Here is a 23280-nt window from a genome sequence, read left to right as displayed (position 1 = left end):
CGCGACAGGGGGTTGCCCGATCTCCTGCCGGATAACGCCGAGTGGCGGTAACTTTTTATCTTGACGGAGGCAACATGGAATTCCAGATGCTGGAAACCGAAACGAGCGGCACCATCATCAAGGTCGTCGGAGTCGGTGGCGCTGGCGGCAATGCCGTTCAGCACATGATCAACAAAGGCGTGCAAGGCGTCGACTTCATCGTGATGAACACGGACGCGCAGGCGCTGTCGCGTTCGCGCGCCACCGCGGTGATCCAGCTCGGCAACACGGGTCTGGGCGCGGGCGCCAAGCCGGAAATGGGCCACGCCGCCGCTGAGGAAGCACGCGAGCGTATCGCCGACGCACTGCGCGGCGCGCACATGGTGTTCATCACCGCCGGTATGGGTGGTGGCACCGGCACGGGCGCGGCACCGGTCGTCGCGCAGATCGCAAAGGAAATGGGTATTCTGACCGTTGGCGTCGTCAGCAAGCCGTTCGAATTCGAAGGCGGCAAGCGTATGCGCGTGGCGGAAGCCGGTTCGCAGCAACTGGAGGATCACGTCGACTCGCTGATCGTCGTGCTGAACGACAAGCTGTTCGAGGTGATGGGCGACGACGCCGAGATGGACAAGTGCTTCCAGTGCGCTGACGACGTTCTGAACAATGCGGTCGCGGGCATTGCGGAAATCATCAACGTCGACGGTCTCGTCAACGTCGACTTCGAAGACGTGAAGACCGTGATGGGCGAACAGGGCAAGGCGATGATGGGCACGGCGACCGTTGCCGGCGTCGATCGCGCGCGACTCGCGGCCGAACAGGCCGTCGCGAGCCCGCTGCTGGAAGGCGTCGATCTGTCGGGCGCGCGTGGCGTGCTGGTCAACATCACGTCGAGCCGGTCGCTGCGTCTGTCGGAAACGCGCGAAGTGATGAACACGATCAAGAGCTATGCCGCGGAAGATGCCACGGTGATCTTCGGCGCCGTGTACGACGACGCGATGGGCGACGCGCTGCGCGTGACGGTCGTCGCGACGGGACTCGGCCGCGCGGCGAAGAAGCAGCAATCTGCACCGATGACGCTGCTGCGCACCGGCACCGACAACCAGCCGATCGGCGCGATGGCGCATGCGGCGTACGCACCGGCGGCAGGCCACGCCAGCACGGCCGACTACGGCGCGCTCGATACGCCGGCAGTGTGGCGCACGTCGCGCGACACGGCGGCCTCGCACGTGCAGGCGCTGCAGGAAAAGGGCGTCGATACGTACGACATTCCGGCATTCCTGCGCAAGCAGGCGGACTGAGCGCACGGGCAGGCTTCGTTGCCGCGTTGCGAGTAAGGTCGCAGACGCAGCGCTGGCGGACGAACGCACGAGCGTGGCGGGTGAACGGCAAGCAGGTCGCTTATCGTCTGATTCGCGGCAGGGGCAACTGTCCTCTGCGGATTCGCGAAGCGGACGAAGTGACTGCCGCCGAACGGCGTTGGCTTATAGTTGAATGGGCCGGACCGAAATTCACTGCGACACGAGGACGTGCGAGCGTGCTTCGCATCGATGCAAAGGACTGAGCATGATCAAGGAAGGTGAAAAGCTGCCCGACGCGACGCTCTTCGAGTACGTCGAAGACGACCGGGCGGGCTGCACGATCGGACCGAACAGTTTCGACGTGCACGAGCAGACAGCGGGCAAGCGCGTGGTGATCTTCGGATTGCCCGGCGCGTTCACGCCGACCTGTTCGGCCAAACATGTACCGGGCTATGTCGAGCATGCCGAGCAGTTGCGCGCTGCCGGCATCGACGAAATCTGGTGCGTGTCCGTCAACGACGCGTTCGTCATGGGCGCGTGGGGACGCGATCAGCACACCTCGGGCAAGGTGCGCATGATGGCGGACGGTAGTGCGGCTTTTACACGGGCGCTTGGTCTGGAGCAGGATCTGTCGGCGCGCGGCATGGGGATCCGTTCCCTGCGCTACGCGATGGTGATCGACGACGGCGTGGTCAAGACGCTGAACGTCGAGGCTGCCGGCAAATTCGAAGTCAGCGATGCAGCGAGTATTCTCGCCACCTTGAGCTAGTTGCTGACGTCGCACCATCGTCGCGACCCCGCGCGCGTATGCCGCGTGGCGTTACGGCAACGGTGATTACGACGCTTTTGTGACAGGCCGTTACGCGGGCCGATGACCGGAAACGCCTCCGTTCCCGGGGCATCGGCCCGTCACGCTTTCCGTCGCTGAGCCCAGCGGGTAATGCAGCGAAACAGATTGTCACGTTCCCCGCAAAGACGCTGGTCTGGGGATTGGAGTATAATTCGCGCTATGGAATAAAAAATCCTGATTAGGATTTTCAATCGAATAGAAGACCACCATGTTGAAGCAGCGCACAATCAAATCGATCGTCAAGACTGTCGGCATCGGGCTGCACTCCGGCCGTAAAGTCAATCTGACGCTCCGGCCGGCGGCGCCGGGCACTGGCATCGTGTTTTCGCGCGTGGATTTGCCCACGCCGGTGGACATTCCTGCGTCGGCGATGGCGATTGGCGATACGCGTCTGGCTTCCGTGTTGCAGAAAGACGGCGCGCGCGTGTCGACCATCGAGCATCTGATGTCCGCCTGCGCCGGTCTTGGCATCGACAACCTTTACGTCGACGTCACGGCCGAGGAAATCCCGATCATGGACGGCAGCGCGGGTTCGTTCGTGTTCCTGATCCAGTCGGCGGGTATCGAAGAGCAGAACGCGCCGAAGAAATTCATCAAGGTCACGAAGCCGGTTGAAATCCGTGACGGCGACAAGTTCGCGCGCCTCGATCCGTACTTCGGTTTCAAGCTCAAATTCACGATCGACTTCCGTCACCCGGCCGTGGACAAAACCGGTCAGGCGTTGGAAGTGGATTTCGCCAACACGTCGTATGTGCGCGAAATCGCGCGTGCCCGCACGTTCGGCTTCGCGCATGAAGTGGAAATGATGCGTGAGCTTGGCCTCGCGCGCGGCGGCAGCATGGACAACGCGATCGTGCTCGACGAGTACCGCATCCTGAACAACGACGGCTTGCGTTACGACGACGAGTTCGTCAAGCACAAAATGCTCGACGCCATCGGCGACCTGTACGTGGTCGGCCACCCGCTGCTCGCGTCGTACACCGCGTACAAGTCGGGCCACGGTCTGAACAACGCGTTGCTGCGTGAGCTGCTCGCGCACGAAGACTCGTACGAAATCGTCACTTTCGACGACACGCAGAAGGCCCCGCGCGGCTTCGCGTACGAGACGCAGACTGCGTTCGCATAAAGCCAGCGTAACAGGCAAGCAAATGAAAAACGGCCCCTCGGGGCCGTTTTTTTCGTCGAGCGTTCAGCGATTGCGCCGATGCCGCGCGGCCATGCGCGCGAGCGCCTCCTGCAACGGCGAAGGCTCAAGCGATTCGCTCAACGCCTGCAGCGCGGCGGCGCCCGCCGGCGTCATGCGCGCCTGTTTTACGGGCGGCGGTTCTTTCAGCGGCTGCGGCCGCACGCGAATCTTCAGCGCCTGCACGGGCCAGCCGCGCTGCTGCAAATCCGCCAGCAGCCGCGGCTCCAGATGCCGCAGACGCGCCGCGAGCGCGTTGTGCGCGGCGAACAGGGCCAGCACGCCCTCCTTGATGAAGCCAGGTTCGACGCTCGTCGCCAGATAATCGGGCAGCAACTCGCGCAGATCCTTCTCGAGCGCGGCGATCTGCTCGACGCCTGCGCGCAGCGCAGCGAACGCGTCCGTGCGGCCGAGTACCTCGGCAAGCGGTTGCGGACGGCGCCGATCGAACTGCTTCGGCGATCTTGAAAAGGTCGAAAAACGGCTCATGTTTGGGATTGACGACGTGAGCTCGCCCCATGCGCGCTCACGCCGCGATTGTACCGCGCGGGCAGCTTGCGAAGTCGGTCCGCGCCGCGCCGGAGGTTGCCGGGCGGGGCTGGCGGAGGCCGGCGCCGTCACGCCTGCGACACGAGCGCGGCCGGAGGCGCGTGCTAAAATGCCCGATTCGAATTCACTCTTGGACTAAGCCGCCGAGGACTTTCCGACCCAGGCGCGGTATGCGCATAGTGCATACCGCGAGCCAGCCGAAGCCGCGACGCAGACACCGATCCGATGACCACCGGTTTTCTACAGAAGATTTTTGGCAGCCGTAATCAGCGGCTAGTCAAGCAATATCAAAAGACCGTCGCGGCGATCAATGCGCTCGAGCCGCAGATCGAGCAATTGACGGATGACCAACTGCGCGCCAAAACGGGTGAATTCCGCCAGCGCGTCGCGAGCGGCGAATCGCTCGACAAGATCCTGCCGGAAGCGTTCGCGGTCTGCCGCGAGGCCAGCAAGCGGGTGTTGAAGATGCGCCACTTCGACGTGCAGCTGATCGGCGGTATGGCGCTGCACTACGGCAAGATCAGCGAAATGCGCACCGGCGAGGGCAAGACGCTCGTCGCGACGCTGCCGGTCTACCTGAACGCGCTGTCGGGCCGCGGCGTCCACGTGGTCACGGTCAACGACTACCTCGCGCAGCGCGACGCCGAATGGATGGCGCGTCTCTACAACTTCCTCGGTCTGTCGGTCGGTATCAACCTGTCGCAAATGGAGCACACGGCGAAGCAGCAAGCCTACGCCGCCGACATCACCTACGGCACCAACAACGAATTCGGCTTCGACTACCTGCGCGACAACATGGTCTACGAGACCGACGCGCGCGTGCAGCGTAGCCTGAACTTCGCGGTCGTCGACGAGGTGGACTCGATCCTGATCGACGAAGCGCGTACGCCACTGATCATCTCCGGCCAGGCCGAAGATCACACCGAACTCTACGTGCGCATGAACGCGCTGCCGCCGCTGCTCGAGCGCCAGATCGGCGAAGAGAAGGCGGACGGCACCGGCGTCGAGAAGCCGGGCGACTACACGCTGGACGAAAAAGGCCGTCAGGTCTTCCTGACCGAGTCGGGCCACGAAAAGGCCGAGCGCCTGCTCTCCGAGTGGGGCCTGATCGGCGACGGCGAAAGCCTGTACGCGCCGCAGAACATCACGCTGATGCACCACGTGTACGCGGCGTTGCGCGCGCACACGCTGTTCTTCAAGGATCAGCACTACGTCGTGCAGAACGGCGAAGTGATCATCGTCGACGAATTTACCGGCCGTCTGATGGCCGGCCGCCGTTGGTCTGACGGTCTGCACCAGGCGGTCGAGGCGAAGGAACACGTGAAGATCCAGAGCGAGAACCAGACGCTCGCATCGATCACGTTCCAGAACTACTTCCGCATGTACGCGAAGCTGGCCGGCATGACCGGCACGGCCGACACCGAAGCGTACGAATTCAATGAGATCTACGGTCTCGAAACGGTCGTGATCCCGACCAACCGTCCGCCGAAGCGGATCGACAAGCAGGATCAGATCTACAAGACCGCGAAGGAACGCTACGACGCGGTGATCCGCGACATTCGCGAGTGCTTCGAACGAGGTCAGCCGGTGCTGGTCGGCACGACATCGATCGAGAACTCGGAGCTGCTGTCGCATCTGCTGAAGCAGGTCAGCTTGCCGCACGAAGTGCTGAACGCGAAGCAGCACGCGCGCGAAGCGGAGATCGTCGCCGAAGCGGGCCGTCCGCAGCGCATCACGATCGCGACCAACATGGCCGGCCGTGGTACGGACATCGTGCTCGGCGGCAACGCGGAGAAGCAGGCGTCGTTCATCGAGCAGGACGAAACGCTCGCCGCCGACGAAAAGCAGCGCCGCATCCAGAAGCTGCACGACGAATGGCAGACGCTGCACGATCAGGTGAAGGCTGCGGGCGGTCTGCACATCATCGGCACCGAACGTCACGAGTCGCGCCGGATCGACAACCAGCTGCGCGGCCGTGCGGGCCGTCAGGGCGACCCGGGTTCGTCGCGCTTCTATCTGTCGCTGGAAGATCCGCTGCTGCGCATTTTCGCGGGCGACCGCGTGCGCGCGATCATGGACCGCCTGAAGATGCCGGAAGGCGAGGCGATCGAAGCGGGCATCGTGTCGCGCTCGATTGAATCGGCGCAACGCAAGGTCGAGGCGCGCAACTTCGATATTCGTAAGCAATTGCTCGAATACGACGACGTATCGAACGACCAGCGCAAGGTGATCTACCAGCAGCGCAACGAACTGCTCGAAGCGAACGACATCACCGAGACCATCAGCGCGATGCGTCACGGCGTGGTCGGCGACATCGTGCATCAGTTCGTGCCGGTGGGCAGCATCGAAGAGCAGTGGGACGTGCCCGAGCTCGAGGAAGTGCTGCGCAACGAATGGCAGCTCGACCTCGCGATTCAGGAAATGATCAACGAGTCGAACTCGATCAGCTCGGAAGAGATTCTCGAAGCGGTCGAGGCCGCCGCGGACGAAGGGTACGAGGCGAAGGTCCAGCTGGTCGGCCGCGAATCGTTCAGCGCGTTCGAGCGCTCGATCATGCTGCAGACGCTCGACCGCGCGTGGCGCGAGCATCTGGCCGCGCTCGATCATCTGCGTCAGGGCATCCATCTGCGCGGCTATGCGCAGAAGAACCCGAAGCAGGAATACAAGCGCGAGGCGTTCGAACTGTTCGCCGCGATGCTCGACGCCGTGAAGCTCGAAGTCACGCGCATCGTGATGAACGTGCAGATCCAGTCGCCGGAGCAGCTCGAAGCGGCCGCGGAGCAGATGGAAGAGCAGGGCGGTCATCTGGAGAACGTCGAGTTCCGTCATGCCGAGTTCGCGGAAGCCGGCGCCGCCGCGCCGGTCGCGGCCGAAGCGGCCGCCGCCGCGATGATCGGCGACGCGATGAGCCACGGCCACGGCGCAGCGCCGCAGGCGGCCGTGCACATGCATACCGACAACGTGCCGAAGGTCGGCCGCAACGACCCGTGCCCGTGCGGCAGCGGCAAGAAGTACAAGCAGTGCCACGGCAAGATCGCCTGATGGCGATGCGGCGCGCTTCCGGGCGCGCCGTGTCGTTTTTAAGCGCCGTTTGGCGGTTTTGATTTCGCGGGTGACCCGGCAACACACTCGGGTCATCAGTTCCGTTTCCCCGATGCCGGCGTCCGCCGGCATTTTCTTCGACAGGTCGCGACCATGGCTGTCAACTTTCCCTCGATCGATCCCGCTCAACTCCACCTCGTCGCCGGCGTCACGCTAGGCTGGGCGGAAGCGAATATCCGCAAACCGAACCGCAAGGACGTGCTCGTCATTTCCGTCGACGAAGGCGCGACGGTAGGCGGCGTGTTCACGCAGAACCGCTTCTGCGCGGCGCCCGTCACGGTCTGCCGCGAGAACCTGCAGCGCGTGCGCACGGGTGGCAAGCCGATTCGCGCGCTGGTGATCAACACCGGCAACGCGAACGCGGGTACCGGTGAGCCGGGCCTCGCGGCGACGCGCGAAACCTGCGCGGAACTCGCGCGTCTCGCCGACATCGCGCCCGAGCAGGTGCTGCCGTTCTCGACGGGCGTGATTCTCGAACCGCTGCCGGTCGATCGTCTGAAGGCGGGCTTGCCGGCCGCGCTCGCGAACCGCAAGGAAGCGAACTGGTACGGCGCCGCGCAGTCGATCATGACGACCGACACGCTGCCGAAGGCGAGCTCGCGTCAGGTCACGATCGACGGTCACACGGTCACGCTGACCGGCATCAGCAAGGGCGCCGGCATGATCAAGCCGAACATGGCGACCATGCTCGGCTTCCTCGCGTTCGACGCAGCCGTCGCGCAGCCGGTCCTCGACGAACTCGTGAAGCACGTCGCGGATCGCTCGTTCAACTGCATCACGATCGATGGCGATACGTCGACCAACGATTCGTTCATCCTGATCGCGTCGGGCAAATCGAGCCTGCCCGCGATCACGTCCACCGATTCGCCCGTTTATGCAGCGCTGCGCGACGCGGTGACCGAGGTTGCGCAGAACCTCGCGCAACTGATCGTGCGCGACGGCGAGGGCGCGACCAAATTCATGACCGTGCATGTCGAAGGCGGCTCGAGCGTCGACGAATGCCGCCAGATCGCCTACGCGATCGGCCACTCGCCGCTCGTCAAGACGGCCTTCTATGCATCGGACCCGAACCTCGGCCGTATTCTCGCGGCCATCGGCTATGCCGGCGTTGACGATCTCGACGTCGGCAAGATCGATCTGTATCTGGACGACGTGCTGGTCGCGACTGCCGGCGGCCGCAACCGGGCCTACCGCGAAGAAGACGGCCAGCGCGTGATGAAAAAAAGCGAGATCGGCATTCGCGTCGTGCTCGGCCGCGGCAATGCGCAAGCCACGATCTGGACCTGCGATCTGTCGCACGACTACGTGAGCATCAACGCCGACTACCGCTCGTAATCAGCTTCAAAGCGCGGCCGCGGGCCGCCTACTCACCATGGACAAACTCGAACAGTTTCTGAACCGGGCCGAAGCCGTGCTCGGCCGCCTGGAAGCGATGCTTCCGCCCGCCGCGCCGGACATCGACTGGTCGGCCGCGGTCGCTTTCCGCTGGCGCAAGCGCCAGGGTCGCGGCTACTTGCAGCCGGTGCATGCCATTTCGCCGATCACGCTCGACGACCTGCAGAACATCGATCGCCAGAAGGGGTTGATCGAACAGAACACGCGCCAGTTCGTGCGCGGTCAGCCGGCCAACAACGTGCTGCTGACGGGCGCGCGCGGTACCGGCAAGTCGTCGCTGATCAAGGCGTGCCTGAACGCGTATGCGAAAGACGGTCTGCGCCTGATCGAAGTGGACAAGGACGATCTGCACGACCTCGGCGACATCGTCGATTTGATCGCGAAGCGGCCGGAGCGCTTCGTCGTATTCTGCGACGACCTGTCGTTCGAAGAAGGCGAGTCGGGCTACAAGGCGCTGAAGGTCGCGCTCGACGGCTCGGTGGCCGCGCAGTCCGACAACGTACTGATCTATGCGACGTCGAACCGCCGCCATCTGCTGCCCGAGTACATGAGCGACAACGAGACGTACAAGCACACCTCGGACGGCGAGATTCATCCGGGTGAACTGGTCGAAGAGAAGATTTCGCTGTCCGAGCGTTTCGGGCTGTGGGTCAGCTTCTATCCGTTCAAGCAGGACGACTACCTGACGATCATCGCGCACTGGCTGCGTCATTTCGGTTGCGACGACGCCGAGATCGAATCGGCGCGCGGCGATGCGCTCGTGTGGGCGCTCGAACGTGGCTCGCGCTCGGGACGGGTCGCATGGCAGTTCGCGCGCGACTGGTCCGGCCGTAAGACGCCGGCATGAGCGACGCTAACAAAGGCGCCGGCAATAGCGCCGGCGCCAACGGCGCGGGCCGTCCGGTCACCGAAGTCGCGGTCGGCGTGCTGGTGCAGCCGGATGGGCGCTATCTGCTCGCGCAGCGTCCGACGGGCAAGCCGTACGAGGGTTACTGGGAGTTTCCGGGCGGCAAGCTCGAAGCGGGCGAATCGGTCGAGACCGCGCTCGCGCGCGAGCTGCACGAGGAGCTGGGAATCGAGGTTGAGGCGAGCCATCTGTGGCATACGCTCGAACACGATTATCCGCACGCCTATGTGCGCCTCTTCTTCTGCAAGGTGACGCAGTGGTCGGGCGAGCCGCACGGGCGTGAAGGCCAGGCCTTCGTCTGGCAGAGCTTGCCTGCGGATGTCTCGCCGTTGCTGCCGGCCACGATCCCGGTGCTGGAGTGGCTCGCGGCTGAGAAGAAGTGATTGAAGGCAGTGACTGAAAAAGCCACGCGGTAGCGGGCGCTGTATCGGCAGCGCCGGTTCGCGTGGCTTTTTTACTGACTCGCTCAGTGCGGGTTGTAGTCGCCGCGCGGCGTTTCCTCTTCGGACGAAGATCCTTCCTGTTCGTTGCCGCCAATCCTGTATTTTTCGGCGGCCCATGCGCCCAGATCGATCTGTTTGCAGCGCTCGGAGCAGAACGGACGGAAGCGGCTCTCGGAGGTCCAGCGGACATCTTTACCGCAGGTAGGACATTTGACGACGGTAGGCATACGGTCGGACGGTCAATCGCAAACGGAACAAGTAACGAATATAGGGCTATTTCGCGCCGGTTCAAAGGCGCGTTCGGTCAAATCCGGTGTGCGCTGCTCAATGCGGCGGTGATTGACAGGCGATTACAGGCTGCAGAGCGTGAGTTGGAACGGCACGTCGACGTCGACCGCGCGCGGCCGCAGATCGCCGTCCTGCACCGTAAAGCGCACCCACAGCATGTACTTGTTGGCGCTCGCTTCGGGAATCACGCGCAATTCGGGAGCGACGCGAACCTGCATCAATTGATACGAGCGGCCCGACAGCATTTGCTGATAGCTGCCTTGCATCGCCATCACCTTCGACGCCTGGCCCGACTCACGCGCGAGCCGCAGCACGATGGTGGCCGCGTCGCGCAGCGGCAAAAGCGGTGTCACCCACTTGGCGATGTCCTGGCGACGCTGATCGGGATGCAACTGTTGCCACGCGTAGTACGAGGGCAGGTCGAATTTGCAGGTACCACCGGGGATGATTGCGCGGCTGCGAATGCTCGCGAGCCACTCGTTGTCTGCAAGATGCTGGCCGGTCTTGCCTTGCATCTGCGTGAGCCCCGCAAGCGTCTGCTCGATTTCGCCGAGCACCGCTTCGAGCGCGTTCTGCTCGATGCCCGGATTGCCGCGAAATGGCGCGAGCGTTTGCCGCTGCCGCTCGAGCTCTTTCATCAGATCCGATTTCAGATCCGCGCGGCCCGCCACTTCGGAGATTTCGAACAGCGTTGTCAGTGCGACGTGATGTTCCCGCGCGTCTTCCTGAGTCAGAAAGAACGTGAAGCGCTCGAACAGATCTTCGAGCCGCAACAGCGTCCGGATTCGCTCATTGAAGGGGTACTCGTAAAGGATCAAGCGGGCTCGCCTCGGGCGTGGTCGGTGACAGGAATGCAAAACATTCTAATGCCGTGGGACTACCCAGGCAATCACGCACTTTTTCTGCGCGCTTTCGCAACTTTTTTGTGAGTTCCCGGTGTTGGGAGCGCTTCGGCTCCCGCGTGCGCGCAAAGTTCAATGTGCCGGTGACGACGCGTCTGCGCGCGCTACAACTCGGCATCGCCCTTCGCCAGCGACAGATAGGCTTGATGGTGAGCGTCCACCTGCGCCTCGAGTTCTTCGAGCGGCGCATTGTCATTGACGATCACGTCGTCGGCGGCGGCGAGCCGCGCTTCGCGCGTGGCCTGGCGCGCAATGATTGCGAGCACCTGCTCACGGCTGAAGCCGTTGCGGCTCATCACACGCGCGATCTGCGTGTCGACGCTGCAATCGACGGTGAGCACGCGATTCACGCGGTTCTTCCAGGTCCCGGACTCGACCAGCAGCGGCACCACGACGATCACATACGGTCCTTTCGCTTCGCGCTCTTCGCGCTCGGTTTCCGCGCGAATCAGCGGATGCGTGATGCCTTCGAGACGTTTGCGCGCGGTCTCGTCGCTGAACACGAGCGTGCGCATGCGCGCGCGATCGAGGGAGCCGTCGGCGGCGACGAATTGCGTGCCGAATTCGGCGGCGATGTGCGGCATTGCGAGGCCATGCGGCGCGGTGATGCGATGCGCGATCACGTCCGTGTCGACGAGCGGCACGCCGAGCGCGGCGAACAGATCGGCCACCGTCGATTTGCCGCTGCCGATGCCGCCAGTGAGTCCCACAACGAACATGGTTCAGCCCCCCAGAGCCAGATAAAGCGGCGTGCCGGCAAACAGCGTCAACACACCGCCCGCCGCGAGAAACGGCCCGAACGGCAGCGGCTCCTCGAAGCGCATTCGGCCGCGCCACGTCGCCGCGAGGCCGATCACGGCACCGGCCACCGCGGCGACCAGCACGATCTGCGGCAGCGCAGGCCAGCCGAGCCACGCGCCGAGCGCGGCGAGCAGCTTGAAGTCGCCATAGCCCATGCCTTCGATACCACGCACGAGCTTGAACACCCAATGCACGGCCCACAACGCCAGATATCCGAAGATAGCGCCGAGCACCGCATCATGCAGATTCGTGAACATGCCGTTGAAATTGACGATCAGGCCGCCCCACAACAGCGGCAGCGTCAAGGAGTCGGGCAGCAAATGCGTGTCGACGTCGATCGCGCTCATTGCGAGCAACGTCGCGCACAGGCCGAACGCGGCGAGTGCCATCAGCGTCGGGCCGAACGCTATCAGTGCGCCTGCCGCGAAAGCGGCGCTCGCGATTTCGAGCAGCGGATAGCGTGCGCTGATATGCGTGCCGCACGCGGAACAACGGCCGCGTAACAGCAGGTAGCTCAGCACCGGCAAGTTTTCCCACGCGCTCAGCACATGGCCGCAATGCGGGCACGCGCTGCGCGGCACCCACAGGTTGTAGCGCGCGGGCAGTCCGTGGTCGGGCGGCGGCTCGTCGGTGGTCTCGCTGATTTCGGCGCGCCATGCACGCTCGAGCATGATCGGCAATCGATGCACGACCACGTTCAGGAAGCTGCCAATCACGAGGCCAATCACGATCGCGAATGCGATCTGCGCGCCGGCGGGCAGGCTCGCGAGCGCGAGGCCGATATCGCTGGCAAAGCGGCCCGGCAGTAAGCCCGCGAGCAGGCTGGAGGAAGTTTGTGACACGAGTGGAAGAGGAGCCTGCATGGTGACGAAGTGGATTCGGCTGCGATGCTACACCACGTTGCCGAGTTGAATAATGGGAAGATACATCGCGATGACGAGGCCGCCGACCAGTGTGCCGAGCACGACGATCACGAGCGGTTCACACAGGCTCGATAGCGTGCCGATCCTGTCGTCGACCTGGCGATCCGCAAGCGACGCGACATCGAGCAGCATGCTGTCGAGCGCGCCGGATTCCTCCGCGACCGCAACGGGCTGCACGACTTCGGGAGGAAAGCAGCGGGCCGCGAACATAGCCGCGGCGAGCCGTTCGCCGCGCCGCAATCTGATGGCGATGCTTGCCGTCGCGCGATCGAAGAAGGCATTGCCGGTCGCCTGAGTGAGCGAATCGAATGCGTCGGCGAGCGGCGTGCCGGCGGACAGCAAGGTGCCAAGCGCGCGACTCCAGCGCGCCGCGCACAGCGTGCGCAGCAGCGGGCCGGCCACCGGCAGGTCGAGCGACAGGCGCGCGAAGCGGATGCGCGCGCTTACCGAACGACGCAGCACGAGCGTGATGGCCGAGCTCATTGCGAGCATCAGTATGAACAGCGGCACACTCCAGCGCGCGGCGGCCGCCGAGAGCGCCAGCACGAACTGCGTCGGCGCGGGCAGCTTCGCGCCGAAGCCATCGAAGATCTGCTTGAACGTCGGCACGACCCACACCAGCAATGCGGCAGTTATCGCGAGCGCGAGCAGCAGGATCGCGGCTGGATAGGTGAGAGCCGCGCGCACCTTCGCGCGCTGCGCAGCGGCGCGTTCGCGATCGTCGGCGAGGCGCGCGAGCACGGTGACGAGCGCGCCCGCCGCTTCGCCCACCTCGACGAGCTGGCAATACAGCGCATTGAACTGCGCCGGGTGCCGCTGCAAGGCCGCCGAAAACCGCAGGCCGGCGGTGATGTCGCGCGCGACAGTGCCGACGATGCGCGGCATGCCTTGCCGCTGACCCGACGTCGACGCCTGCGCGAGTAGTTCGAGCGCGGGCGCGAGCGGCAAACCGGCACGCAGCAGACTGGACAGTTGTCGCGTGAACAGTGTGACAGCGGCCGCGCTCGTCTTCGGGCGTGGCGCCGGCCCTTGCGTTGCGAGTTCGACGATAAAGAGGTTGTCGCGTTTGAGCATCGTGCGTGCGGCGCTCGCGTCGGGCGCGATCAGCGTGCCGCTTTGGCGCGTGCCGTCCGCGTCGACGCCGCGCCATCTGAAGCGTAGGTCGGCTGAGGCGGACCGGGTTGGTGACAGCGCGGTACTCATGCGACCTCCGTGGCGGCGAGCGCTTCGGCGAGACTCGTGGTGCCGTCGCGCACGCGCGCAAGCGCCGCGTCGCGTAACGTCGCGACGTGTTCCATCTGGGCGAGGCGGGCCAGCTCGTGCGCGCCCGCGCTTGCGACGATCTGCTCACGCATCGCGTCGGAGACGGGCATCACCTGATGAATGCCGACGCGCCCCCGATAGCCGATGCCATGACAAACCGCGCAGCCGGTCGCCGCATACGGTTGCCAGCCGTCGAGCTCATGTTCGCCAAAGCCCGCGGCGTGGAGTGCCGCCGGCGAATGCGGCGCGGGCGCGCGGCATGCGACGCACAGTCGCCGCACCAGCCGCTGCGCGGTCACCATGCGCAGCGCGGCGGCAAGGTTGTACGGCTCGACACCGATGTCGATGAGCCGCGCGATGGCCGCGGGCGCGTCGTTCGTATGCAGCGTGGACAGCACGAGGTGACCGGTTTGGGCGGCCTTCACGGCAACGTCGGCGGTTTCGTTGTCGCGGATTTCGCCGACCATGATCACGTCCGGGTCCTGACGCAGAAAAGCCCGCAGCGCGACCGCGAAAGTCAGTCCGGCTTTTTCGCGCACGCTGACCTGGTTGATGCCGGCCAGCTGGATCTCGGCTGGGTCTTCCACCGAGCAGAGGTTGCGTGCCTCGCCGTTCAGCAGGTTCAGGAAGCAGTACAGCGATAGTGTCTTGCCGCTGCCCGTCGGTCCGGTGACGAGCATCAGACCGTGCGGCGCGCGGATCGCGGCGTCGACGGCTTCGCGCTGCCGCGGATCGAGGCCGAGCGAATCGAGCGAAAGATCGGCGGGCAACGCGTCGAGCCGTCGTAGCACGAGCTTTTCGCCGAACAGTGTCGGCAGCGAATTGACGCGGTAATCCTCGAGCCGCCCTGGCGACGTCGCCAGGCGTAGCCGGCCGTCCTGCGGCACGCGTCGCTCGGCGATGTCCATGCGCGCGAGCACTTTCACACGCGTGACGAACGCGTCGCGCAGATGGGCGGGTGGCCGCGGGATTTCATGCAGCACGCCGTCGATACGCAGGCGCACACGCCAGCCATGCTCGGCCGGCTCGATGTGGATATCCGACGCATTGCGCCGCGTCGCTTCGTGCAACGTGTCGGTCAACAGACGCACGGCTGGGGCGTTGTCGGGATCGTTCAGACTCGTTGCGCTGGATTCGCCGTCGACAGCGAGTGGGCGCGGCAATGCCGCGGCGGTGGCAAAGGGTGTTTGCATGAGAGACCGGTGATGAACCGCCTTTAGAACATGACGGCTTCATCTTCCGGTTGCGGGCGTCCGAATGCCATTCGGCCATTCGGCTAATGGCGCGTTTCGCGAGCCTGTGCGATGCTGACCGTAAATCAGCGTGCGGCGGCGCGAAGTTCAGCCTGACCTTGCTTTACCGGCCTTCGTGCGCGACGGCGGTTTGAAAATCTTGACGGTGCGGATCGCCTGATCGTCGCTGCGCATCACTTCGAGCTTGGTGTCTCCGATGTGCACGCAGACGTCGCCGTCGGGGATGTCTTCGAGGATCTCGAGAATCAGGCCGTTCAGCGTTTTGGGGCCATCGGTGGGCAGCCCGAGTTGCAGCCAGCGGTTCAGCTCACGCAACGGCATGCTTCCCGCGACGATGCATTCGCCCGCCTCGTTCCAGCCACCGCGTGAGCTGGCGCTGCGCGGAATCGACGTGGTGAATTCGCCGATCAGTTCCTCGATGATGTCTTCCGGTGTGACGAGGCCTTGCAGTTCGCCGTATTCGTTGACGACGAGCGCGATGCGTTGCCGGCTCTCCTGAAAGTATTGCAGCTGCTGGAACACCGGCGTGCCGCTTGGCACGAAGTACGGCTCGGCGAGCAGCTCGCGCAAGGTATCGCGCTCGAGCTCCTGGTTGTGCAGCGCTGACAGCGTCTTGCGCACGTGCAGCACACCGAGCACGCGGTCGATGTCGCCCTGGTAGACGATCAGCTTGTTGTGATAGCAGGTCTCCAGTTGATGCAGGATCTGTTCGAACGGCGCATCGAAGTCGAGCGCCTCGATACGGCGGCGCGGGATCATCACGTCATCGACGGAGATGTTTTCGAGGTCGAACAGGTTCAGCAGGATGCTGCGGTGCTTGGTGGGCATGAAGCTTCCCGACTCGAGCACGATGGTGCGCAGTTCTTCGGTGGACAGCCGCTGGTCGCGCGCGCCCTTCGTGTTGATGTGCAGCACGCGCAGGATGCCGGTCGCGAACAGGTTGACAAACCAGATCAGTGGTCTCGCGACGCGCATCAACGGCGCGATCAGCAGGCTCGCGGGCAGCGCGATTTTCTCGGGAAACGTCGCGCCGACGATCTTCGGTGTGATCTCCGCGAACACGATAATGAGGAACGCGACGATACCGGTCGCGATCGACAGCACGAGGCTATTGCGGCCGAACGTATGCAGCGCGAGCGATGTCGTCAGTACCGGAATGATCGTATTGAACAGGTTGTTGCCGATGAGGATCACGCTGAGCAGCTGATCGGTTTTTGCGAGCAGGCCCTGAGTCGTCTTTGCGCCGAGCGTGTTCTTGCTGGCGAGATGTTTGAGGCGATGACGATTGAGCGCCATCATCGCTGTCTCGGAAATGGAAAAGAAGGCGGAGCAGACAAGCAGCAGAAGGACGGCGCCGATCTGCGCCCATAAGGGAAGTTGTTCCACGCGTCGTGAAAAATAAGGGAAAGGATGGAGAGAATATAGCAGAGGGGGCCGCGCGCTCCGGTGTGGACGACGGCTGACGCCGCTAGGACGACAACGTGGCAAAGTACGCGCTGGGCCTGACGAGCCGGAGGAAAGAAAGCGGCGAAGGGCAGCACGAGAGCAACGAAAAAAGCGCCGCGCAAAACAAAAAACCGCCCAGCAACGCTGCGGCGGTTTTGAACCTTGAGCTAACAAGGAGAATCTGGTCGGGGTGAGAGGATTCGAACCTCCGGCCTCTACGTCCCGAACGTAGCGCTCTACCAGGCTAAGCTACACCCCGATTTAGTACTGCTGACTCGATTCACACTAATTCGGCATTTCAGTCTTGTTCAAGACTGTCTTGCCGTTGAGTAAGAACATAATTCTAGCAGGCTCTCTTTGAAAATGGAATCGGGAAATGACGAAATTGCTGCCGCTGCTGCCTGCGCCTCCTGTTTCGCGCACTCGAGCGTGTGGTCCAGCGCGCCCGAGCGTGTGATCGCGTCGAAAATGGTATCGAAACGGTCGGTGCCACCTTGTTCGATGGCTTCGCGCGCGAGCGCCGACTGCTCGGGCGTGCCGCGTTCGATCAGATAGATGAGCGGAAGCGTCGGTTTGCCTTCGCGCAGATCGTCGCCGGCGTTCTTGCCCATCGACTCGGCCGTCCCCGTGTAGTCGAGCCAGTCGTCCATGATCTGGAACGCGGTGCCGATGCGACGGCCGTACTCGGCGGCGGCAGCTTCGGTTTTCGCGTCCGTACCGGCCAGCACCGCGCCGAGCTGGGCGGCTGCCTCGAACAACTTTGCGGTCTTGTAGCGGATCACCTGCATGTAACGGGCTTCGTCGACGTCGGCATCGTGCATGTTCAACAACTGCAGCACCTCGCCTTCAGAGATGATGTTGGTCGCCTCCGACAGAATTTCCATCACGCGCATCTTGCCCACGCCGACCATCATCTGGAACGACCGTGAGTAAAGAAAGTCACCGACCAGCACGCTCGCCGCGTTGCCGAACAGCGCATTGGCGGTCTGGCGGCCGCGCCTCAGGTCGGATTCGTCGACCACGTCGTCATGCAGCAGCGTGGCCGTGTGGATGAATTCGACGACCGCTGCCAGCTCGTGCCGGTGCCCCGTCGTATCGCCCAGCGCGCCCGCCACCAGCAACAGCAGCGCGGGCCGCAGCCGCTTGCCGCCGGCGCTGATGATGTACTCGGAAATCTGATTTATCAGCATCACGTCCGACGCAAGACGTTGCCGGATGACGCGATTGACCTGCTGCATGTCTTCGGCGATCGGAGCAAGCAGGCTGGCGACGTTGGGGGAGGTGGTGGCAGTCGACGACATGATGGCTGAATTGGGTAGTGCCGCGAATTATAAGGCGATCGGGGCGCTTCCGGGTCGTCGGCTGCGGCGTGGATGCGTTCCGCATGGCGCGCCGGGCGCCTGCCAAGGCCGTCTGCGGGGCGCCGCGCGTCGCAGGTTTGCCATCTGCGAGCGCCTGCGAGGGAGGGCGAAGCCGGACGGTAGACGGTTTGATAAGCAGGTTTTGACCGAGCAGCTAACTCTATGTATAATCGACAGTTTCCGCGCGCGGTGCGTGGGAAAAATGAATACAGAGTGAGGTTCTCAATGTACGCGGTCATAAAAACCGGTGGCAAGCAGTACAAGGTTGCCGTCGGCGAAAAACTTAAAGTAGAACAGATACCGGCAGACATTGACGCTGAAATCACGCTCGACCAGGTTCTCGCAGTGGGCGAAGGCGAATCGATTAAGTTCGGTACGCCGCTGGTCAGTGGGGCTTCCGTCAAGGCTACCGTCGTGTCGCAAGGTCGTCACGCCAAAGTGACGATCTTCAAGATGCGTCGCCGGAAGCACTACCAGAAGCATGGCGGCCACCGCCAGAACTATACCGAACTGCGCATCGACGCGATCAACGCGTAAGCGCACCGGTTAAGGAGCAAATCAAATGGCACACAAAAAGGCAGGCGGATCGTCCCGGAACGGCCGCGACTCCGAATCGAAGCGCCTCGGCGTTAAGGTTTACGGCGGCCAGGCTATCAACGCTGGTGGCATCATCGTGCGCCAGCGCGGTACGCGCATGCACGCTGGCGAGAACGTCGGCATGGGCAAGGATCACACCCTGTTCGCGCTGAAGGACGGCCACGTCCAGTTCTCGACGAAGGGCGCGGCGAAGAAGCACACCGTTTCCGTCGTCCCTGCAGCCTGAGTTTAATCAGGCACGGGCTTCAGGACCGGAAAAAGGCCCCGCGAAGTTCGCGGGGCTTTTTTTATTGCGGCGTCTCTTTAGCTGGGCGCCGAAGCCGCGCAGCCGACCGCTCCTCATCGGCGGACTATGCCGTTCGGTCGATTGATCAACGCGCGGCACGCGCGGCAAAATGGCAGCATCCAATCAGTGTCAACCCCTGCATCGAATCGGGCAGTACACCACGGGACGGAGTAACACATGAAGTTCATTGACGAAGCGAGGATTGAAGTCATCGCCGGCGACGGAGGGGATGGCAGCGCGTCGATGCGCCGCGAGAAGTTCGTCCCGTTCGGTGGCCCCGATGGCGGTGACGGCGGCCGGGGCGGCAGCGTGATCGCGGTGGCTGACCGCAACATCAACACGCTGATCGATTACCGCTACGCGAAAAAACATCTGGCGCGCAACGGCGAAAACGGCCGCGGCTCGGATTGCTACGGCAAGGGCGGTGATGACATCACGCTGCGCATGCCGGTCGGCACCACCATCACGGACATGGAAACCGGCGAGCTGATCGCCGATCTGACCGAGCACAACCAGAGCGTGCAAATCGCGCAAGGGGGAGCCGGCGGCCTCGGCAACCTCCATTTCAAGTCCAGCACGAACCGCGCGCCGCGTCAGAAGACCGACGGCAAGCCGGGCGAGCGCCGCATGGTCCGCCTCGAACTGAAAGTGCTGGCCGACGTCGGTCTGCTCGGCATGCCGAATGCAGGCAAGTCGACGTTTATCTCGTCGGTGTCGAACGCGAAGCCGAAAATCGCCGATTACCCGTTCACCACGCTCGCGCCGAACCTCGGCGTCGTGCGCGTCGGGCCGAGCCGCAGCTTCGTGATCGCCGACATTCCGGGGCTGATCGAAGGCGCGGCGGAGGGCGCCGGCCTAGGCCATCAATTCCTGCGTCACCTGCAGCGCACCGGGCTGCTGCTGCACATCGTCGACATCGCACCGTTCGATGAATCGATCGATCCGGTCGCGGAAGCGAAGGCGATCGTCAACGAACTGCGCAAGTACGACGAAGAGCTTTATCAGAAACCGCGCTGGCTTGTGCTGAACAAGCTGGACATGGTGCCTGAGGACGATCGCGAAGCGCGCGTGGCGGCGTTCCTCGAAGGCTTCGGCTGGGACGGCCCGGTGTTCGAGATCTCGGCGCTGACTGGCCAGGGCTGTGAAAATCTTTGCTACGCGGTGTTCGACTACCTCGCCGAGCACTCCGACGCGCAACGCGCGGCCGAAGCTGAAGACCTGGCCTCCGACGTGCGTTTCCGCGACGGTACGCAAGTACCGGCCGCGACCCGCGAAGCCGGCACCGATCCGCAGGAATAACAACTCGAGCGTCGGCGCCAGCGGCGGGTGCCGGTATGCATCACGCGTCATCTTGGGAGACAGCGCACAATGCGTTCCGTCATCGCAGATTCACGGCGATTGGTCGTCAAAGTCGGTTCGAGTCTCGTCACGAACGACGGGCGCGGCCTCGATCATGCGGCGATCGGCCGCTGGGCCGCGCAGATTGCCGCACTGCGCGTGCAAGGCAAGGAAGTCGTGCTGGTCAGCTCGGGCGCGATCGCTGAGGGCATGCAGCGGCTCGGCTGGACGAAGCGGCCGCGTGAAATCGATGAGCTGCAGGCGGCCGCGGCGGTCGGTCAGATGGGTCTCGCGCAAGTGTACGAAAGCCGCTTCGCCGAACATTCCATCCAGACTGCGCAGATCCTGCTTACTCACGCTGACCTTGCTGACCGCGAGCGCTATCTGAACGCTCGCTCCACGCTGCTCACGCTGCTGGGGCTCGGAGTTGTACCGATCATCAACGAGAACGATACGGTCGTCACCGACGAAATCAAGTTCGGCGACAACGACACGCTCGGCGCGCTGGTTGCCAATCTGATCGAGGGCGACGCGCTGATCATTCTGACGGACCAGCAAGGCCTCTTCACCGCAGATCCGCGCAAGGACCCGACCGCGACACTCGTCCAGCAAGCCGACGCCGGCGCGCCCGAGCTCGAGGCGATGGCGGGCGGTGCGGGCTCGAGCCTCGGCCGCGGCGGCATGCTGACCAAGATTCTCGCTGCGAAGCGTGCGGCCCATAGCGGCGCCAATACGGTGATCGCAAGTGGGCGCGAGTCGGACGTGCTGGTGAGACTGGCGGCCGGCGAGGCGATCGGCACCCAACTGATCGCGCGCACCGCGCGCATGGCGGCGCGCAAGCAATGGATGGCCGATCACCTGCAGGTGCGCGGCCACGTCGTGATCGATGACGGCGCGGTCGAAAAACTGACCGCCGGCGGCAAGAGCTTGCTGCCGATTGGCATCGTCGGTGTGCAGGGTGCATTCGCGCGCGGCGAGGTGATCGCGTGTCTGAGCGCGTCAGGCCGCGAGGTCGCACGTGGTTTGACGAACTACAGCAGCGCGGAAACCAAACTGATCCAGCGGCGTCCGAGCGGCGAAATTGAGTCAGTGCTCGGCTATATGCTCGAGCCCGAACTGATTCATCGCGACAATCTCGTGGTGCTTTGATCTGCGAGGCGGCGCGCATATCGCGCGTATGAAGAGCCAACGATAATGTATGGTGAGCCTGATTTTTGCAACCATGGCCTGAGATCCAAGATAGAAGGGCTTGCGCAAATGTATCCGGGCTCGAAATGGGCGCGGATCGCGCCCGACCCTCGATGAGAAGCCGCGCCCGGCAGTCCTGAAAAAGCCGTCAGTCTGCAGGACTAAATTTGTTGTCAGGTTTTCTGCCGGGCCGTGAGCCGGTTATCTTCATCGCGGGTCAGAGGTCGCAAAAGCAGGCAGTAGGTCGATCAGGCGATGGCCGGATGCGACCGGTACTCGCCTCCCCTGGCCAGAATCGCCCAGACGATTCTGGCCATTTTGTTGGCCAGCGCGCAGGCGACCACATTGCTGTGACGGCGCTGCATCAAGGCCTTCAACCAGGTGCCCAGGGCGTCGGTGCGGCGCTCGGCACGTTGCATCACAGCCCGCGCGCCCTGCACCAGCAGGCTTCGCAAATGCTTGTCGCCGCGCTGACATGACTCCCGGTGTCAATCGGGATCGGTTTTCAAGATCTACTCCATGGTTAGAGGGCGGCGTAGCAGTAGATCTCGACGGTGGATCAAGCTGATATTCGCGGGTTGGTTACCGCATTACAGAGGTCCGCCTCATGAGCCTGCCGCTTCCTTACTACGCAAGTCGACTGATGTCGTTGCCAAACGCGGTCGCGGGTTACTCGAATACCGGGCTGCGCCGCCTTCAGCAAACTTTCGATGGTGGCTGGCTTTCGTCAGTTACGTCCTTCGCTTATGCCGCTTGTTCGCTGTGCGGTACAGCCAGAGTCATCCCCAGCCGACCGACGTCCCAGATGAAGGCAGCGAGCTCGCGTGCGACGGCGATGATGGCGACGTGTGCGGTCTTCCCTCCGGCGACGAGCTTACGATATCGCCTGCACAGCCTCAGTTGCGCATCCGAGGCACGATCGATTATCGGTTTGGGTGGACCTTCATGACGGCGCTGAATATCGATGCTCACGCGTGCCGGATGTCGATAGCTCCAGGCGGATTCAACCAGCAGCTTACGTGCATAGCTGTTGCCGGGCTTGGTAATGCTACCTTGCCGCCGCTTTCCGCCTGATGAATGCTCCGAGGGCGTCACGCCAATCCAGGCCATCAGTTGCCGTGGATGTTCGAAACGCGTGAGGTCACCCCGTTCGGACACCAGGCCGATTACCGACGTGAAGTTGATTCCGCGCATCGCTTGCAAAGCAAGTACAGCTGGATAGAACCGCCAACTGATGACGGCTTCATGCAAAGCCAGTGCCAGCCGCTCGCATTGCGCGAGGCGGTCCTCAATCGAGCGCCGTTGTTCGTTGAACACCAGTTGCTGCCAGGCGCTGTCGAACGAGAACGTACTTAACCAGCGCCTGTGTGTCGGCCCCCAGTTGGGACGGCCGAGATAGTGGACGCCGTGGGCCAGCAGGAAAGATTTGAGCCTGCAGCGTGCTGCCTTCAGATCTTCTCTGGCAGCCGACCAGGCGCGTGCCAGATCGCGGAATGCCTCGTCTTCGACCGTCGGTAGGTGCACGGCTGACAGGTCGCCGGCGCGCAGCGAGCGCACCAGCTTGATCGCGTCACGGCGGTCCGTCTTGACGCGATCACCTGGCTTGCGTGGAATGAGCGATGGTGCGCAGACCATGCAGTCAAAACCTTTATCGACCAGTCATCGGTACAGGCCGTACCCACACGGGCCCTCTTCATAGACAAAGCAGATGTGCTGCGCCTTCGGCTGCAGCCGCTTGCACAACCGGTCGACATCAATCTGCATAGTGCCGACCTTGCCGAACAATTCCACTTCGCTCATCCCGGTCGCATAGGCGATCGGGATCGAATCCTTGTGGACATCCAGCCCCACATACAGCGTGCTATTGTGTTCCATGCTGGCCTCCGCGGCGGAAAACACCATTGAGTGGCGGTTCCGTCCCCACTCAA

General features: G+C 63.5%; 21 protein-coding genes, 1 tRNA gene and 2 pseudogenes. 12 read left to right on the top strand and 12 right to left on the bottom strand.

All coding sequences use genetic code 11. The features are described from left to right. Window positions 1-74 precede the first annotated feature (74 nt). The 3 genes from ftsZ (at window position 75) to lpxC (ending at window position 3253) form a co-directional block, all read left to right on the top strand. Window positions 75-1277, top strand: coding sequence for a cell division protein FtsZ (gene ftsZ, locus OKW41_RS38480; RefSeq protein ID WP_184058571.1), 1203 nt, complete (start codon window positions 75-77; stop codon window positions 1275-1277). A gap of 265 nt (window positions 1278-1542) precedes the next feature. Further along, window positions 1543-2046 (top strand): peroxiredoxin, encoded by a 504-nt coding sequence (locus OKW41_RS38475; RefSeq protein ID WP_090801956.1) that lies wholly within the window; start codon window positions 1543-1545, stop codon window positions 2044-2046. 289 nt (window positions 2047-2335) lie between these two features. Further along, window positions 2336-3253 carry a UDP-3-O-acyl-N-acetylglucosamine deacetylase gene (lpxC, locus tag OKW41_RS38470; protein WP_429451817.1) on the top strand — a complete coding sequence of 306 codons (918 nt, stop codon included), beginning with the start codon at window positions 2336-2338 and terminating at the stop codon, window positions 3251-3253. 63 nt (window positions 3254-3316) lie between these two features. On the opposite strand, the gene OKW41_RS38465 is transcribed toward lpxC, so the two are convergent. Next, window positions 3317-3799: a DciA family protein gene (locus tag OKW41_RS38465; protein ID WP_429451815.1), complete on the bottom strand. Its 483-nt coding sequence runs from the start codon at window positions 3797-3799 to the stop codon at window positions 3317-3319. A gap of 285 nt (window positions 3800-4084) precedes the next feature. Here OKW41_RS38465 and secA point away from each other — a divergent pair, with 285 nt between their 5' ends. The 4 genes from secA (at window position 4085) to OKW41_RS38445 (ending at window position 9646) form a co-directional block, all read left to right on the top strand. Beyond that, window positions 4085-6901 carry a preprotein translocase subunit SecA gene (gene secA / locus OKW41_RS38460; protein WP_429575755.1) on the top strand — a complete coding sequence of 939 codons (2817 nt, stop codon included), beginning with the start codon at window positions 4085-4087 and terminating at the stop codon, window positions 6899-6901. 153 nt (window positions 6902-7054) lie between these two features. Next, window positions 7055-8296, top strand: a complete 1242-nt coding sequence (gene argJ, locus OKW41_RS38455) for a bifunctional glutamate N-acetyltransferase/amino-acid acetyltransferase ArgJ (RefSeq protein ID WP_429575754.1) — start codon at window positions 7055-7057, stop codon at window positions 8294-8296. 37 nt (window positions 8297-8333) lie between these two features. Continuing rightward, the gene (locus OKW41_RS38450; RefSeq protein ID WP_090801949.1) at window positions 8334-9203 is read left to right on the top strand and encodes an ATP-binding protein; all 870 of its coding nucleotides are present in this window, start codon (window positions 8334-8336) and stop codon (window positions 9201-9203) included. Further along, the gene (locus OKW41_RS38445; RefSeq protein WP_429575753.1) at window positions 9200-9646 is read left to right on the top strand and encodes an NUDIX domain-containing protein; all 447 of its coding nucleotides are present in this window, start codon (window positions 9200-9202) and stop codon (window positions 9644-9646) included. Before OKW41_RS38450 ends, OKW41_RS38445 begins: the two co-directional genes overlap by 4 nt. Window positions 9647-9729: 83 nt before the next feature. Here OKW41_RS38445 and yacG read toward each other — a convergent pair whose 3' ends face one another. The 7 genes from yacG to OKW41_RS38410 form a co-directional block, all read right to left on the bottom strand. Continuing rightward, a complete protein-coding gene (gene yacG, locus OKW41_RS38440; RefSeq protein ID WP_090801947.1) occupies window positions 9730-9933 on the bottom strand; it encodes a DNA gyrase inhibitor YacG in 204 nt (67 codons plus the stop codon). A 123-nt stretch (window positions 9934-10056) separates the two neighbouring features. After that, complete coding sequence (gene zapD, locus OKW41_RS38435) at window positions 10057-10812, bottom strand: cell division protein ZapD (protein WP_008921182.1); 756 nt, start codon at window positions 10810-10812, stop codon at window positions 10057-10059. Window positions 10813-11000: 188 nt separating this feature from the next. Next, entirely contained in the window at window positions 11001-11615 is a 615-nt protein-coding gene (gene coaE, locus OKW41_RS38430; protein WP_429575752.1) for a dephospho-CoA kinase, read from the bottom strand. A 3-nt stretch (window positions 11616-11618) separates the two neighbouring features. After that, the gene (locus tag OKW41_RS38425) at window positions 11619-12560 is read right to left on the bottom strand and encodes a prepilin peptidase (RefSeq protein WP_429575751.1); all 942 of its coding nucleotides are present in this window, start codon (window positions 12558-12560) and stop codon (window positions 11619-11621) included. A 27-nt stretch (window positions 12561-12587) separates the two neighbouring features. Next, on the bottom strand, window positions 12588-13823 hold the full coding sequence (locus OKW41_RS38420; protein WP_429451804.1) for a type II secretion system F family protein: 1236 nt from the start codon (window positions 13821-13823) through the stop codon (window positions 12588-12590). Next, on the bottom strand, window positions 13820-15076 hold the full coding sequence (locus tag OKW41_RS38415) for a GspE/PulE family protein (RefSeq protein WP_429575750.1): 1257 nt from the start codon (window positions 15074-15076) through the stop codon (window positions 13820-13822). Before OKW41_RS38415 ends, OKW41_RS38420 begins: the two co-directional genes overlap by 4 nt. Window positions 15077-15223: 147 nt before the next feature. Then, window positions 15224-16522 (bottom strand): HlyC/CorC family transporter, encoded by a 1299-nt coding sequence (locus tag OKW41_RS38410; RefSeq protein ID WP_429451801.1) that lies wholly within the window; start codon window positions 16520-16522, stop codon window positions 15224-15226. 95 nt (window positions 16523-16617) lie between these two features. Between OKW41_RS38410 and OKW41_RS38405 the strand changes: the two genes are divergently transcribed. After that, window positions 16618-16776: a hypothetical protein gene (locus OKW41_RS38405; protein WP_429451800.1), complete on the top strand. Its 159-nt coding sequence runs from the start codon at window positions 16618-16620 to the stop codon at window positions 16774-16776. On the opposite strand, the gene OKW41_RS38400 is transcribed toward OKW41_RS38405, so the two are convergent. Next, a tRNA-Pro gene (locus OKW41_RS38400) sits at window positions 16765-16841 on the bottom strand. The two genes, OKW41_RS38405 and OKW41_RS38400, sit on opposite strands and share 12 nt — an antisense overlap. A gap of 49 nt (window positions 16842-16890) precedes the next feature. Beyond that, window positions 16891-17883, bottom strand: a complete 993-nt coding sequence (locus OKW41_RS38395; RefSeq protein ID WP_429451798.1) for a polyprenyl synthetase family protein — start codon at window positions 17881-17883, stop codon at window positions 16891-16893. Between the two features lie 285 nt (window positions 17884-18168). Between OKW41_RS38395 and rplU the strand changes: the two genes are divergently transcribed. The 4 genes from rplU to proB all read left to right on the top strand — a co-directional run bounded on the left by rplU (window position 18169) and on the right by proB (window position 21313). Next, window positions 18169-18480 carry a 50S ribosomal protein L21 gene (gene rplU, locus OKW41_RS38390; protein WP_007180329.1) on the top strand — a complete coding sequence of 104 codons (312 nt, stop codon included), beginning with the start codon at window positions 18169-18171 and terminating at the stop codon, window positions 18478-18480. Window positions 18481-18505: 25 nt separating this feature from the next. Further along, complete coding sequence (gene rpmA, locus OKW41_RS38385; protein WP_008923994.1) at window positions 18506-18766, top strand: 50S ribosomal protein L27; 261 nt, start codon at window positions 18506-18508, stop codon at window positions 18764-18766. A gap of 237 nt (window positions 18767-19003) precedes the next feature. Next, complete coding sequence (gene cgtA, locus OKW41_RS38380; RefSeq protein ID WP_184051016.1) at window positions 19004-20125, top strand: Obg family GTPase CgtA; 1122 nt, start codon at window positions 19004-19006, stop codon at window positions 20123-20125. A 69-nt stretch (window positions 20126-20194) separates the two neighbouring features. Then, window positions 20195-21313: a glutamate 5-kinase gene (proB, locus tag OKW41_RS38375; protein ID WP_429575749.1), complete on the top strand. Its 1119-nt coding sequence runs from the start codon at window positions 20195-20197 to the stop codon at window positions 21311-21313. A 287-nt stretch (window positions 21314-21600) separates the two neighbouring features. Here the strand turns inward: proB and OKW41_RS38370 are convergent. Beyond that, window positions 21601-21825: pseudogene (locus OKW41_RS38370) on the bottom strand (IS110 family transposase); the annotation flags it as partial. Between the two features lie 271 nt (window positions 21826-22096). Beyond that, window positions 22097-23227, bottom strand: a pseudogene (locus OKW41_RS38365) (IS110 family transposase). Between the last annotated feature and the right edge of the window lie 53 nt (window positions 23228-23280).

This window comes from Paraburkholderia sp. UCT70 (assembly GCF_050434085.1).
Classification (GTDB): Bacteria; Pseudomonadota; Gammaproteobacteria; order Burkholderiales; family Burkholderiaceae; genus Paraburkholderia; species Paraburkholderia tuberum.
This window is presented reverse-complemented; position numbering and strand designations above follow the sequence as displayed.